Annotated in this window: 14 protein-coding genes; 9 read left to right on the top strand and 5 right to left on the bottom strand. The window is 68.7% G+C overall.

What is annotated here, in order from left to right; translation table 11 throughout:
• Window positions 1-12 precede the first annotated feature (12 nt).
• Window positions 13-924 (bottom strand): universal stress protein, encoded by a 912-nt coding sequence (locus C8E87_RS01385; RefSeq protein WP_133871380.1) that lies wholly within the window; start codon window positions 922-924, stop codon window positions 13-15.
• A gap of 189 nt (window positions 925-1,113) precedes the next feature.
• On the opposite strand from C8E87_RS01385, the gene C8E87_RS01380 reads away from it, so the two are divergent.
• The 4 genes from C8E87_RS01380 (at window position 1,114) to C8E87_RS01365 (ending at window position 4,786) form a co-directional block, all read left to right on the top strand.
• Window positions 1,114-2,283 carry a carboxylate-amine ligase gene (locus C8E87_RS01380; RefSeq protein WP_166661023.1) on the top strand — a complete coding sequence of 390 codons (1,170 nt, stop codon included), beginning with the start codon at window positions 1,114-1,116 and terminating at the stop codon, window positions 2,281-2,283.
• A gap of 120 nt (window positions 2,284-2,403) precedes the next feature.
• Window positions 2,404-3,099, top strand: a complete 696-nt coding sequence (locus tag C8E87_RS01375; protein WP_166661022.1) for a response regulator transcription factor — start codon at window positions 2,404-2,406, stop codon at window positions 3,097-3,099.
• Window positions 3,089-4,498 carry a HAMP domain-containing sensor histidine kinase gene (locus C8E87_RS01370; RefSeq protein ID WP_133871378.1) on the top strand — a complete coding sequence of 470 codons (1,410 nt, stop codon included), beginning with the start codon at window positions 3,089-3,091 and terminating at the stop codon, window positions 4,496-4,498. The genes C8E87_RS01375 and C8E87_RS01370 overlap by 11 nt, the downstream gene beginning before the upstream one ends.
• Before the next feature lie 18 nt (window positions 4,499-4,516).
• The gene (locus C8E87_RS01365; RefSeq protein ID WP_133871377.1) at window positions 4,517-4,786 is read left to right on the top strand and encodes a metal-sensitive transcriptional regulator; all 270 of its coding nucleotides are present in this window, start codon (window positions 4,517-4,519) and stop codon (window positions 4,784-4,786) included.
• Window positions 4,787-4,889: 103 nt separating this feature from the next.
• Here C8E87_RS01365 and C8E87_RS01360 read toward each other — a convergent pair whose 3' ends face one another.
• The gene (locus tag C8E87_RS01360) at window positions 4,890-5,582 is read right to left on the bottom strand and encodes a ferritin-like domain-containing protein (protein WP_133871376.1); all 693 of its coding nucleotides are present in this window, start codon (window positions 5,580-5,582) and stop codon (window positions 4,890-4,892) included.
• 481 nt (window positions 5,583-6,063) lie between these two features.
• On the opposite strand from C8E87_RS01360, the gene C8E87_RS01355 reads away from it, so the two are divergent.
• Entirely contained in the window at window positions 6,064-6,426 is a 363-nt protein-coding gene (locus C8E87_RS01355) for a carboxymuconolactone decarboxylase family protein (protein WP_133871375.1), read from the top strand.
• An 88-nt stretch (window positions 6,427-6,514) separates the two neighbouring features.
• On the opposite strand, the gene C8E87_RS01350 is transcribed toward C8E87_RS01355, so the two are convergent.
• Window positions 6,515-6,826, bottom strand: coding sequence for a helix-turn-helix transcriptional regulator (locus tag C8E87_RS01350; protein WP_133871374.1), 312 nt, complete (start codon window positions 6,824-6,826; stop codon window positions 6,515-6,517).
• 286 nt (window positions 6,827-7,112) lie between these two features.
• On the opposite strand from C8E87_RS01350, the gene C8E87_RS01345 reads away from it, so the two are divergent.
• Window positions 7,113-8,084, top strand: a complete 972-nt coding sequence (locus tag C8E87_RS01345) for a TerC family protein (RefSeq protein ID WP_133871373.1) — start codon at window positions 7,113-7,115, stop codon at window positions 8,082-8,084.
• Between the two features lie 106 nt (window positions 8,085-8,190).
• On the opposite strand, the gene C8E87_RS01340 is transcribed toward C8E87_RS01345, so the two are convergent.
• A complete protein-coding gene (locus C8E87_RS01340) occupies window positions 8,191-8,721 on the bottom strand; it encodes a hypothetical protein (protein ID WP_133871372.1) in 531 nt (176 codons plus the stop codon).
• 347 nt (window positions 8,722-9,068) lie between these two features.
• Window positions 9,069-9,596: a hypothetical protein gene (locus C8E87_RS01335; protein WP_133871371.1), complete on the bottom strand. Its 528-nt coding sequence runs from the start codon at window positions 9,594-9,596 to the stop codon at window positions 9,069-9,071.
• A gap of 398 nt (window positions 9,597-9,994) precedes the next feature.
• Between C8E87_RS01335 and C8E87_RS01330 the strand changes: the two genes are divergently transcribed.
• From C8E87_RS01330 to C8E87_RS01320, 3 genes are all read left to right on the top strand, one after another.
• A complete protein-coding gene (locus C8E87_RS01330) occupies window positions 9,995-10,198 on the top strand; it encodes a hypothetical protein (protein ID WP_133871370.1) in 204 nt (67 codons plus the stop codon).
• Window positions 10,199-10,350: 152 nt separating this feature from the next.
• Window positions 10,351-12,750 (top strand): phosphoketolase family protein, encoded by a 2,400-nt coding sequence (locus tag C8E87_RS01325; protein ID WP_133871369.1) that lies wholly within the window; start codon window positions 10,351-10,353, stop codon window positions 12,748-12,750.
• A 168-nt stretch (window positions 12,751-12,918) separates the two neighbouring features.
• Window positions 12,919-13,746, top strand: coding sequence for an MIP/aquaporin family protein (locus tag C8E87_RS01320; RefSeq protein WP_133871368.1), 828 nt, complete (start codon window positions 12,919-12,921; stop codon window positions 13,744-13,746).
• Window positions 13,747-13,782 lie beyond the last annotated feature (36 nt).

Here is a 13,782-nt window from a genome sequence, read left to right as displayed (position 1 = left end):
CCAGGAAGACTCTCATCCGACCAGGAAGACGGGGCAGTGTGCTCGCTGGACCACCGAGCGGCTCACCGAGCCGAGCGGGCCTGACGGGATCCCGCCTGGCCCTCGGCGGCCGACCACCAGGGCCGCCGCCCTGCTCGACGCTTCGATCAGTGCCTCGGAAGGGTCCTCGACGACGTAGCGCCACCGCATCTCCACACCGTCCGACTGCTCGACCCGGTCGATCCGGGGCGTCCGGCTCGCGTGCAGCAATACCAGGCCGCTGCCGCGCAGGCGTGCCTCGCGGTGTGCGAACCCCACCGCGGTGCTGTCGTCGCCGTCGACTCCCACCACGACCGGCCGAGTGCCGAACTCAGGGCCCGCCGGCCAGCCGGGAATGCGCACAACCAGCACGGCGCCGGTGTGGTCGGCGGCGATCCGGTCGCCGACGCTGACGCCGAAGACCGCGCCAGGCGTACCGTGCCGGTGCCCCACCACAACCAGATCGGCGTCTCGCGCCGACAGCAGCAGCAACGCGGCGGGCGACCCGACGACCAGCCGTCCGGTTACCGCGACCGTGGGTGAATAGGCATGAACGCGGTCGACCAGCCGATCCAGCAGCTGCGAGCCGGCTTCCCGGGTATGTGGCCGGACGCCGCCGGGGCGCTGAGCGTGGACCAGGCGAAGGTTCCAGCCACGCAACTCGGCTTCGATGGCGGCATGGTCAACGGCGATATAACTGGTCGGGGTCTCATCCACCCCCACCAGCACCAGTCCTTTCCGGACCGCTGCCGGTGGCGGGGGAGCGCTGACGGAGTCCTCCGGGCTGTAGCCGGCGGCGCTCAGGTAGCGGCCGACAGCTGCGCTGTACCGAGTGACATTTCCACCGGACGCCGCCGGCCGTTGCCGGGCTTCTCGTTCCGTCCGGAGCTTGCCGAAATCAGTCATGGCCGGCCTCCCGGACCCGTCGCTCCTGGCCTCATCCCATCCCGCGCGGACGTCTGCCGCCAGGGCCGTTGGTCCCGATGCCTGGGACCGGCAGTGAGCTGTTGGCCACGGCACGTCGGGCCGTTCACCACGAAGACGAGACTTATGTCCCTGTGCGGGTTCCCCGGACGGCGCGAGCCTGGAGGCGTGATGACCACGCCGACCGTGCCGACAGTCGGGGTCGAGGAGGAGTTCCTTCTGCTCGACCCGGCCGGCGGGCGCCCTGTGCCGGCCGCGCCCGAGGTGTTGCGCCGTACCGGGCAGTCACGCGGGCTGCAGCACGAGCTGATGCGATATCAGATCGAAGCCGTCACCGCGGTGTGCACCGGGCTCGGCGAAGTGCGGGACCAGCTGTGGACCATGCGGAACCGGCTGTCCGGCGCGGCGGCCCGAGAGGGGTGCCGCCTGGTGGCGAGCGGAGTCTCGCCGTACACGAACCCCGGTCTGGCCTGGGTGACCGACGACCCGCGCTATCGCGAGCTGGCCCGGCGCTTTCCGGTGCAAACCGCCCTGTCCGGAACCTGCGCCTGTCACGTTCACGTCGCCGTCCCCTCTCGCGACGAGGGCGTGCGGGTTTTGGCCGGGATAAGGCCGTGGCTGGCGCCGCTGCTGGCGCTCAGCGTCAATTCACCGATCTCGGAGGGGCGGCCGAGTGGATGGCACAGCCGGCGTTACACCATGGTGTCGCGCTGGCCGACCGGGCGCCCGCCGGGCCGGTGGCGCGACGCCCGGCACTACGAGGACGTTGTCCGGGCATTGATCCGTCAGGGCGCGGCGATGGACGAACGCAGTGTCTACTTCTTCGCCCGGCTGTCACCCCGATATCCCACGGTCGAACTGAGAGTCGCGGACGTCTGCCCCGACGTCGACACCGCGGTCCTGCTCACCGGGTTGTTCCGCGCCCTGGTGACGACTGTTCTGCGATCGCCCCGCATCACGAGCTGCCGTACCACCCACATGCGGGGCAGTTTGACCGCCGCGGCGCGCTCGGGGCTCGGCGGAAGAGGCTTCGTCGCCGGTAGTGAACCTGTGGTGGCACCGTACGCACAGGTCGAGCGCCTGATGGCCTACACCCGCGATGCCCTGGACGAGTCCGGTGACCGTGACATGGTCGGCCGCTGTCTGGCGCTCCTGGTGGAGCGGGGCACCGGCGCCGAACGCCAGCTTCGCCAGTGGGAGATCGACGGCTCTCCGGCCGCTTTCACACAGGCGCTGGCGCGCGCCACGCTGACCGCTCCGGCCGGGGATGCCCGGTCATGGCCCGTCCACAGGGGTGCTCTCACCCGGCGGCGACGATCTCGTGCCGTACACCGTTCATGAGTACGCATCGCGGTTCGACAGGCAGCGGCGCGGGAGATCTGAACGGGGCTTGTGTGCCGATTCGTGATTCGGGCCGCTCGGCCCTGGCCGGGGTGCCCGCGCCCGGGGAACGCTGGCGGTGTGTCAGGTGCCGTGCTGGTGGTCGAGGACGATCGGGAGCTGCGGGAGTTGGTCCGCCGCTATTTGCAGCGGGCCGGTCACGCGGTGCGTACCACCGCTTCGGGGGCCGAGGCGATCGAGTTGGTGACCGCCGGTGGAGTGGAGCTGGTAGTGCTCGATCTCGGCCTGCCGGACGTGGACGGCCGGGAGGTGCTGGCGGTCGCGAGAGAGAGCGGCCGGGGAGTGCCGGTCGTCGTGCTGACCGCGCGCAGCAGCGTCGACGACCGGATCGAGGGGCTGCGGGGTGGCGCCGACGACTATGTGACCAAGCCGTTCTCGCCGACCGAGTTGGTGTTGCGGGTCGAGGCGGTTCTGCACCGTACGCGCGGCGGGAACGGCGGTGAGGCGGCGGTGACGTTCGGCGGCGGGCGGCTTCGGCTCGACGAGGGCCGTCATGAGGCTCATCTGGACGGCGCTCGGGTGGAGCTGACCCCGACCGAGTGGGGTGTGCTGACGGCGCTGGCCGCCACGCCGGGGCGGGTCTACTCCCGGTACGAGCTGATCAATCAGGTGCGGGGCTACGAGTTCCCCGGCTACGAACGCACGGTCGACTCGCACGTGAAGAATCTGCGCCGCAAGCTCGGGTCCGACGGAGTGCGGATCGTCGAGACGGTGCTGGGCGTCGGCTACCGGCTGGGGTGGTCGCGTGACCGGTGATCCTTCGGCCCTGGCCGGTCCGCTGGGGCGGCGTCTGCTGGCCGTGTTCGTGCTGGTGGCGTTCTCCTCGGTAGCGGTGCTGACGGTTGCCGCGTTGATCGCCACCGACCGTGGACTGGCCAGCGTGGCCCGGCAGGACCGGCAGCGCGTCGCGGCCCGGGTGGCGAGTGCTGCTGCCGACGCGTACGCGCGGTCGGACGGCTGGGACGGTGCGGACCTGGCGCCGGCGTCGGCCGTGGCTGCGGCAGCCGATGCCCGGCTGGTAGTGCGGGATGTCGACGGCAGCATGGTGTGGCCAGGACGCGGCATGGGTCCCGGCATGGGCGGCATGCGCGGTGAGGACGGCACCGGACCGGTGGTGGAGCAGCCGATCGAGGTCGGTGGGCAACGGGTCGGTGGTGTCCGGCTGGCGTTCCCCGCGACCGCGTCGTCCGGCCGGACGGTTGCCTGGTCGTGGGTGGCTGGTGCGGCGGGTGCTGCACTGCTGGCGGCGTTGGTGGCGAGTGCGTTCGTCTCGGGCCGGTTGGCTCGGCCGTTGGTGGTCCTGGCCGTGACGGCGCGCCGGTTCGCCGCCGGTGATCGCACGGCCCGCGCTCGGCTGCGGGCGCCGGGTGAGCTGGGTGAGGTGGTAAGGGCTTTCGACACCATGGCCGACGAGGTGGTTCGCGCCGATACCGTACGGCGGCGGTTGGCGGCCGACATCGCGCACGAGTTGCGGACGCCGCTGGCGGGGTTGCAGGCCGGGTTGGAGGAGCTGCGTGACGGGCTGCAACCGGCCGACGGTCCCCGGCTGGCGGCGCTGCATGATCAGTCGTTGCGGCTGGGCCGGGTCGTGCAGGACCTCGCCGATCTGTCGGCCGCCGAGTCGGCCGCCCTGTCGCTGCGTCTGGTCGATGCCGACCTGGCGGAGATCGCCGCCGCGGCCTTGGCGGCGCAACGGCCTCGGCTGGAAGCTGCGGGGCTGACGGTGAGCGCCGACCTTGACCGTCGCGTGCCGGTACGGGCGGATCCCGATCGGTTGCATCAGGCCATCGGCAACCTGCTGACCAATGCCGCCCGTTACTGCCGGCCGGGCGACGGGCTGCACGTCGCGGTCCGGGCTGAGAAGGCCAACGCCGTGGTCCGTGTCGCGGACACCGGTCCGGGCATGGCGGCGGATGAGCTTCCGCACGCGTTCGACCGGCTGTGGCGGGGCCGCGACACGACCGGGACGACAGGCTCGGGTATCGGCCTGGCCGTCGTGCGGGAACTGGTCACTGCGCACGGCGGCACGGTCGCCCTGGAATCGCCTGACACCGGCGGTCTGACCGTGACGGTGCGGCTGCCCCTGGCCGGTGCTGTCGCTCACAGCGCGCTCGAGTCGGACCCCATACCCCACCGGGTAACATGGAGGGGCTGACAACAAGGAGCGTGCGGGATGCAGGTCGACCAGACCGCGACGGGTGACGTGATCAAGCGGCTGCGCCGCGCCGAGGGCCAGATCCGTGGCGTCATCGGCATGCTGGAGGAGGGCCGCGACTGCGCTGACGTCGTGACGCAGTTGGCCGCGGTCTCCAGGGCGCTCGACCGGGCCGGCTTCAAAATCATCGCCAGCGGGTTGCAGCAGTGCGTGGCCGCGGCCGAGGACGGCGAGGATCAGAGCGCCAACCTGGAGCAAATGGAGAAGCTCTTCCTGTCCCTGGCGTAGAGCGTTTCCACCGGTCGGTTGCTGGTCGCTGCACAGCCCGGTCCGGGCCCCGGGGCAGCAGTCGGCCGTGGCAGGGCGGCAGAGTCGCCCTGCCACCGGGTTGTTATCGGGCTGCCCAACGGGTGAATGCGGTCAGGTGCCGCTGCGACGCCGCGAGCAGGTTGGCGTAGACCTGTTTGACGTCGGGGGCGGTCAGCCCGGTGGCGGCCGTCTTGAGGGCGGCGATGTCGTCGCGTTCCACCTGCTGCCCTGCGGCCAGCGCGGCGGCTTGGCTTTGCCGGCCCTGTGCGAGCAGCTTGTCGTAGGTGGCCTGCACGGCTTTGTCGGTGAAGGTGCCGGCCGGCTGGTTCGCGGTCGGGTCGGTGATGCCGTAGCGCTGCAGCAGCGTGCGGACCACGGCTTGGTGCCGGCTCTCCGCGCGGGCGATGTGGTCGAAGACGACCGCGTCGTAGCGGGCGGCGAACGCGGCGTACAGGTCGTGCGCGAGCTTCTCCTCCTGGGCCATGGACGCCAGCGTGGCCTTCTGCGCGGCGGACAGCGTGCCCTGCTGCGCGGTGACCGGCAGCTGGTTGCAGACGCCGTCGCCGGATCCCATGCCGTACCCGGATCCCATGCCGTACCTGGATCCCATGCCCATGCCGTTGCCGGGAGTGGCGGGGCTCGCGGTGGCGGTGCCGGCCGGGCCGGTGCCGAAGGGGCCGTTGCCGGCCAGTGCGGGGGCCGCGACCGCCAGTCCGCCGAGGCCGAGCGTGCCGGCTGCCACCAGCGTGGCCGCGCGGCGGGTGATGGTCTTCATGACTTCTCCCTTGCTTGCTGTTGACACCTTCACTGTGGGCCGCCGGGGTGGCGGGGGTGTGCAACCGGCATGGAGACCGTGTGGAGAAAAGGCCGGGTGGTGATCACGGGGGTGTCGCGGGCCGGCGCCGGGCTGCCGTCGACCGGCCGCGGCACCGTCTGGGCACGCCTGGTCTCCAGGCCGGGCAGCGGCCGGAAGCCTGCCGCCCGGGAATCGGCTCAGGCCGGGGGAGAAGCGAGGCGCGACCCGCGCAGACGTGCGTCGTCGACCGGTCAGGCGGCGCCGGCGTCCTCAGCAGCAGACGCTCTGGGCGGTACTGCCCGCATGTGCCGGTCGCCCGGAGGAAAAGGGACGTCCGCCTGTCGTGATCCGCGAACCCGGTCCGATGTCCTGCCGGTTGAGGCCCTACGGCACCAGACGTGCGCCGGCCCATCAGCGAAGCTTGCCCGAGTGGTATCCGATCTCGTTGAGGAGAGACACCATGGGCAACGGCACAGCGGTCCGCGACGCGCTGCGGGCCCCCACCCGTGCGCTACGCCAGGCGATCCCGGAGGTGTACCGCGGCTACCGTGAGCTTCACGACACCGCCCTGGCCGCCGGTGCATTGGACGCCAAGACGAAAGAGTTGATCGCGTTGGCGATCGCGGTCAGCAAGGAGTGCGACGGCTGCATCGCCGCCCACGCTCACGCTTCTGTCCGGCACGGCGCCACCCCCGCCGAGGCAGCCGAGGCGATCGGAGTGACCTTTCTGATGAACGGCGGCCCGGCCACCGTCTACGGCGCTCGAGCGTTCGACGCCTTCCAGGAGTTCTACGAGAAGCAGAGCAAGGAGCAAGGGGCCTGACCGGGCCGGACGCCATCCGGAAGCTACTGCGCGGTGTGGGTCGTCGTAAGGAGTTCTCGGTCGACGGCCGCCTGGAAGAGGGCTGTGCCTACGTCCCGGGTGTGGTGAACAGCGCGACCAGGTCGCCGATGTGGTGGTCCGCCTCCGCGGGGTGCCGGAACCGGCCGGCGGGGTTGACCGTGTACTGGTTGCGGCGCCCGACGCGTTCGTGTCGCAGGTAGCCGGCGGCTTCAAGGTCGGCCACGATGCTCTGGGCGGCGCGTTCCGTGATGCCGACGACCTCGGCGACCTCCCGCAGCCGGATGCTCGGATCGCGGGCAATGCTCAGCAGGACATGGGCATGGTTGGTCAGAAACGTCCACGCCTTCCCGGCGCGCACCGGTCCGGCCTCAGCGGTCATGACATCCCTATGGTCGTGCGGCGGACAACGCTTCCCAATATACGCACGCGAAGACGTGAAACTCTCAGCTTGTCCACAGCCCCAGTCCATTGTCATACGACTTCCACTTCGTGAATCATAGATCGTAGTTCGAGGGGGAGTACCCAAGCGCTCGACGCGTCGTCGTCAGTACGGACTCGGCCGATCCGGGTTCCGGCGGCGCAGCCACCGGTGCGGTGGCCCCGGGGAGACCTTCGACCAGCACGCCGACCCGCCGGGGCGGGTTCGGCTGGTCGAGAGGTTTCCGTTGACCGTCTCATGGTGGATCTGGGCAGTGCTCATGGTCGCGGTGGCCGCGATGCTCGCCGTCGACCTGTTCCTGCACCGCGACAACCACGTCATCGGCTTCCGCGAGGCGGCGATCTGGTCCGGTGTCTGGATCGCCGCGGGCCTGTTGTTCGGTGTGGTCCTGTGGGCCTGGCAGGGCGGTGATGTGGCCGGCGCCTACTACGCCGGCTATCTGATCGAGAAAGCGCTGTCGATCGACAATGTGTTCGTCTTCGCGCTGATCTTCGGCTACTTCGCCGTCCCGGCCGCGTTCCAGCACAAGGTGCTGTTCTGGGGTGTCATCGGCGCCCTGCTGTTCCGGCTGGTCTTCATCTTCGCCGGCGCTGAATTGCTCGAGACCTTCTTTTGGACCGCCTACCTGTTCGGCGCGTTTCTCATCTATACCGGCCACAAGATGGCGTTCCGCCACGACGAGCAGACCCCACCGGACCGCAACCCGGTCGTCCGCCTGTTCCGCAAGGTCATCCCGACCGACCCGGCCTACCACGGCGACAAGTTCTTCACCCGCATCAAGGGCGAACGCGTCGCCACCCTGCTTTTCGTCGTGCTGATCACAGTCGAGGCCACCGATCTGATCTTCGCTGTCGACAGCGTCGCGGCGATCCTGGCCATCACCACCAGCACCTTCATCGTGTGGACCGCGAACGCCTTCGCCATCCTCGGCCTACGCAGCCTGTACTTCTGCCTGGCCGGTCTTTTGCGCCGCTTCGTGCACCTGCACTACGGTCTCGCCGTCCTGCTGGCCTTCGCGGGCGTCAAGCTGATCCTGTCCGAGACCCCGGTCGGCAAACTGCCCATCCCGGTCACCCTCGGCGTTGTTGTCGTGACGATCGCGGTGTCGATCGTCTGGAGCCTGCGCACCACTCGTGACACCACCGCCGCACCCGGCGGCCCGGCCGCCACCTCCAGCACACCGCCCCCGCACCGCTGAACCAGCCTCCTGGCGTGGCCACCACCGTGCGCGACTCACTGTGGGCGTTCTCCGCAGCGCCCGACGACGCCGGCCTCTGCCGTTGAGGGCAGGGCGGCGAGGCTTCTCACGGCGACGTTCGGCTGTTCCGGGCGGTCAGGGAAACCGGTCTGCTCGAGCCTGAGGTCCGCCGGAACTTGACGAAGGCCAGATAGGCCTCGGCCTGCCGTTCGTTCTTCTCCTCCGAGCGGCGCAGAGACTGCGCCTCGCCGGTGAGCCGCCAGCGCCAGAGGGCAGTCTTCTCGAGTTCGCGCTCCGTCATTTTCCGGTACCGCGGATCTTTGGCGGAGGCCAGGTACCGTACCCGTTGGACCTCGCGGGTCAGGCCGGCCTGCCACTGTTCCCGCGCCTGCTCGGCCTTGTTCAATCCCGAACGGGCGCGTTCGTTCCAGATCACGTCGCAGTGGCGGTATCCGGCCGGGATCGGAAGCGGCCAGTACTCGGGATCGGGTCGAGAGGGCGCGATCAGCAGGCCGGCGCATGGCACGACGCCGTCGGGACCGGCCATCGGGCAGACGCCGGTGGGGGACGGGCCGTGGCACACACGGACGGTTTCACCGGTGTCCGGGTCGAGGATGCGGATGAGGTTCATGGTCATGACACAGCCTCCTCAGCTCAGAGACCTCTCGCCTCGACGGTAACCACGTCCCGGATCGGGGGCGCCAGGTGCTTCGGGCCCGTCACCCCGGGCCCTCTGCCACGCCGGAAGTTGATTACCGATTCGGAAGGAGCCGCAGGGTCAACCGGCAGCCGGACTCAGGCGACGCTGTCGTTGTCGACACACTGCGTAGTGGTGGGATCAAGGTGATACCTACCGTCACAGAGACCCTCAACGCACCGACGGGCAGCGGCTGCCGCTCGGACGCATCGACCATGACGGTAGCCCGTCCGGGGCTCCTGCTCCGGACGGGCGTGATGGGCACATGCTGCTGGATCGGGGTGCTGCTAGGCCTTGGCGGCGAGTTCTGGCTCCTCCACCTTGATGATCGGGCCCTCGATCGATCCGAGCACGTCGAAGTTCACGACGCTGCTGATCTTCGAGTCGAGGAAGGCGGTCACGACAATCTTGTACACGCCGGACTCTGTCTCGGAACTGGAGAAAGAAGAGTCCAGTGTGCCGGCAGGAACGGTGATCGTGGCCTCGTAGTACTCGTCGAGGGTGAACCGTGGCCCGCCCAGAGCTACTTCAGCCTTGGCCAGCGCTTTCTCCGTTCCGGGTCCTTGCGACTCCACGTACGCAGTCACGATCCACTTGTCGGTCTCCTTGGACAGCGCCGTCAGCCACAGCGGGACCAGGTTGCCGAAGACGTGCCACTTGACCTTGATGTCGAACGGCTTCGTCCGGTCGATGACGAGGTTCCCCTTGCCGAGAGCCGGCTTTTCGAGAACGACGACGGGTCCGACGAAATCTCCCTCGATGCAGGGGTCGGTCTCGCCTGCCGGCGGGATGTTGGGATCGAAGTGTTCGGTCATGGCATGCTCCTTTCGGACGGTGGGGTCATCGCGGTACGGCGCCGAGTTCGGGAATGGCCGTCCGATGGACGCCCCTAAGTGCGATAATTGCGCCGGCGCAAGTCGGTGGGACAGGGTATTTGGTCCCGCGCGGGCGGCGCGGAAACGCGAATGGCGCGAATCGCAATCGGCCGCGATCAATAGGGAAACGGTTCTCCGAACAATGCGTGACGATCGTTATTTGTGTGATTGCGCTGCGTAGACGAATGGAGATTTCGTAGCGTTGGCGGAATGCCCGTCATTGGTTTTCCTCGGCTGCCGGCCGGTCACTGTGGAACGGGCACAACGACTCTGCCCGGCGGGGCGGTGGGAGGGCACGGTGAAGGTGCCCGGTTCCAGCGCAGAGAAAGGTTCTTCCCATGAGCGACACGATGCGACGCCAGCGTGTGGTTCGCGGCGCCGGTGGCGGCGGCAACGCCGTCTACGGCCTCGGCATGATCGGCGCCCTGGTGTACTACGTCAGTCAGGCGAACGGTTTCGGGGAGGGCGTAATCGGCATGTTGAAGGCTTTTGTCTGGCCTGCCTTCATGGTCTACGACCTGTTCCGATTCATCTCCGGCTGACATTGCCGCCCAGGCGGTGGCCGGCGAGGGTTCGGGAAGTCCCGTCCCGCAGGGCCGAAAGTCCTTTCGGCCGCGGCTTGCGGCCCTACGGAAGCAGACAACCACGCCTTAGGTTCGATACGACGACAAAGATCCGCTGAAAGGGAATCGCCGTGACCTCGGTTGTGTCCGACCTGCTGCAGACCCTCGCCGAGCCTGACGAGACCGAACTGGCTCGCCTCGACGCCTGGTGGCGCGCGGCCAACTACCTGACCATCGGCCAGATCTACCTCAAGGCCAATCCGCTGCTGCGTGAGGGGCTGACCGCCGAGCACATCAAACCGCGGCTGCTCGGTCACTGGGGGACCAGTCCGGGTCTGTCGCTGATCTACGCGCATGTGTCGCGGCTGATCCGGCACACCGGCCAGCAGGCGATCTATCTGACCGGCCCCGGGCACGGCGGTCCCGCGCTGGTCGCTGCCGGCTACCTGGAGGGCACCTATTCCGAGGTCTATCCGGAGGTCACCCTCGACGAGCCGGGCCTGCGCAAGCTGTTCCGCCAGTTCTCGAGCCCGGGCGGCATCCCGAGCCACGTGTCGGTGACCACGCCCGGCTCGATCCACGAGGGCGGCGAGCTGGGCTACGTGCTTGTGCACGCGTTCGGCGCGGTCATGGACAACCCCGACCTGCTGGCGATCGCGGTGGTCGGCGACGGCGAGGCCGAGACCGGCCCGCTCGAGGGCTCGTGGAAGGGCGTGTCGTTCATCAACCCGGCCCGCGACGGCGCGGTGCTGCCGATCCTGCACCTCAACGACGCCAAGATCTCCGGCCCGACCGTGCTCGGCCGCAAGCACGCCGACGAGGTGCAGGAACTACTGCGCGGCCACGGCTACGACGTCATCGAGGTGTCCGGCCAGGACCTGCCCGGCATGCACATCCGGTTCGCCGCCGCCCTCGCTCAGGCGTGGGGACGCATCCGCGCCATCCAGACCGCCGCCCGTGCCGGCGAATGGGACGGGACAAGGCCGGTCTGGCCGTTGATCGTCCTGCGGTCGCCGAAGGGCTGGACGGGCCCCGACGAGGTCGACGGCGTGCAGGTCACCGGCACGTGGCGGTCGCACCAGGTGCCGCTGTCCGGTGTCCGGGACAACCCGTCGCATCTTGCGCTGCTCGAGCAGTGGCTCCGCTCGTACCGGCCGGAGGAGCTGTTCGACGACGCCGGGGCGCCCGTCGCACTGGTTCGCGAGCAAGCGCCCGAGGGCGATCTGCGGATGAGCGCCAGCCCGCACGCCAACGGCGGCCTGGTCACCCGTGAGCTGGACATGCCCGACTTCCGGGACTACGCGGTCGAGGTGAAGCAGCCGGCCACCGGGCGGGCCGAGTCGACCCGCCGGCTCGGGGAGATGATGCGTGACATCTATGCCCGCAACGACGACCGGTTCCGGTTGTTCTGTCCGGACGAGACGAACAGTAACCGGCTCGGTGCGGTGTTCGAGGTGTCTGATCGTGCCTTCATGGAGAAGGTGTACGACGGTGATGTGGCGCTGAGCCGGGATGGCCGGGTGATGGAGGTGCTCAGTGAGCACAACTGTCATGGTTGGTTGGAGGGGTACAACCTGACCGGCCGGCATGGCATGTTCGCTACCTATGAGGCGTTCGCGATGGTCAGTGCGTCGCAGACGGTGCAGCACGGTAAGTGGTTGCAGGAGGCGAAGAATCTGCCGTGGCGGGCGAAGGTGCCGAGTTTCAATGTGTTGCTCACCTCGACGGCGTGGCGTAATGATCACAACGGTTTCAGTCATCAGGGTCCCGGGTTGATTCAGAATGTGCTGACCCAGCGTGGGGACGTCTCGCGGGTGTATTTGCCGCCGGACGCGAACTGCCTGTTGTCGGTGGCCGACCATTGTTTCCGGTCGCGGTCCTACATCAACTTGATCGTGATCGACAAGCAGCCGCAGTTGCAGTATCTGGGCATGGACGAGGCGATCGAGCATTGCACCCGTGGTGCCGGGATCTGGGACTGGGCCGGTACTGACGACGGCGCCAGTGACCCGGATATCGTGCTGGCCTGTGCCGGGGATGTGGTCACGATGGAGACGGTCGCGGCGGCGCAGATCTTGCGGGACCGGTTGCCCGGTTTCAAGGTCCGGGTGGTCAACGTTGTCGATTTGATGACGTTGCCGCGTCCCAAGGATCACCCGCACGGTATGAGCGAGACCCAGTTCACCGAGTTGTTCACCGACACCGTCGATGTGGTGTTCGCGTTCCATGGTTATCCGGGTGCGATTCACCAGCTGGTGCACGGGCGGCCGGACGCTGACCGGTTCCGGGTGCGGGGTTTCATCGAGCAGGGCACCACGACGACCCCGTTCGACATGACGGTGCGGAACAAGGCGTCGCGTTACCACCTGGTGATGGACGCGATCAACAACGCCCACCGTCTGCCCCGCGGCGCGGCCGACCTCAAGGCCTGGTGCGAGGCGCAGCTGCGGCGTCACGAGGCCTACGTCGTCGAGCACCTGGAGGACATGCCCGAGGTCCGCGACTGGTCCCTCGACAGCGGCTCCAGGTAGTCGGCCCGGCAACTACGGCGGCTCCGCATCGCGGAGCCGCCGTTGTACGTCGTCGGCGCATCGTTGCGACTGTCTTCTCCGTCTCGTGGCACGCCGGCACCGGCTGTACCTACGGCGCCGGGACTTTCGGCTCTGCCCGCAACTTGATCTTTTGACGATGCTCATGTCATGGGGATCTTGCAGGTGACGATGCGGGACATCGCTGTTGAGGCCCGCGCTGCCGCGGTCGAGTTCTGCCTCACCTCAACGTTCATGGCCACCGTCTTCACCCTGGTCCGGTGGGGGGTCGGGACGATGCCCGCGACCGCGTCGGCCAACGAGTTGCGGCTGAGGGTCGCTGCGGTGTCGATCCTCGTCGGCTTGGTGATCGTCGGGTTCGCCGTCTCGCCTCCGGGACGGTTCAGCGGTGCTCACATGAACCCGGCGATCACCCTGGGCCTGTACGCCTCCGGCTCCTTCCCCGGGCGCCGAGTCGTTCCCTACCTCGGTGCCCAGATCGCCGGATCGGTCACCGCGGCCGCGCTCGCCGGGGCCTTGTGGGGCTCCTCGCCGGCCGCCAAACCGGTCCAATGGGCTGTGGTGCAGCCTGGACCCGGCTGGACCGGCGCGTCCGTCACGGTCGCTGAGGCGATGACGCTGATGGTCATCGTGGGAGTGATGTGCTGGATGACCGCCCGCCGGCCGAACTGGCCGGCGGCCTGGATCGTCGGTGGCCTCTTCGGGCTCCAAGCGGCACTCTTGGGCACTCTCACCGGTGGCTCCGCCAACCCGGCGCGGCAGTTGGGACCCGCATTGTTCTCAGGCGAGTCGCACTTGCTCGCCGTCTATCTGCTCGCACCGGTCGCCGGTGGAATGCTGGCGGGCCGGATCGCCCGCCGTCTCCTGACCCCGCGCATCAGGGACTTCGGTTCCGTCGCGCTTCGGAACGGTTCGTGGTGGGGCCACGTGATCAAGGAGAACCTCGGTGACCGGGCGTCGGCTCGTGCCGGCCGGTGAGGGGTAACTCGCCGGCACCGTGAGGCCGGTCGAACA

This window comes from Paractinoplanes brasiliensis (assembly GCF_004362215.1).
Taxonomy (GTDB): domain Bacteria; phylum Actinomycetota; class Actinomycetes; order Mycobacteriales; family Micromonosporaceae; genus Actinoplanes; species Actinoplanes brasiliensis.
Note: the sequence above shows the minus strand (reverse complement) of the source record. Positions and strands in the feature narration are given on the sequence as shown.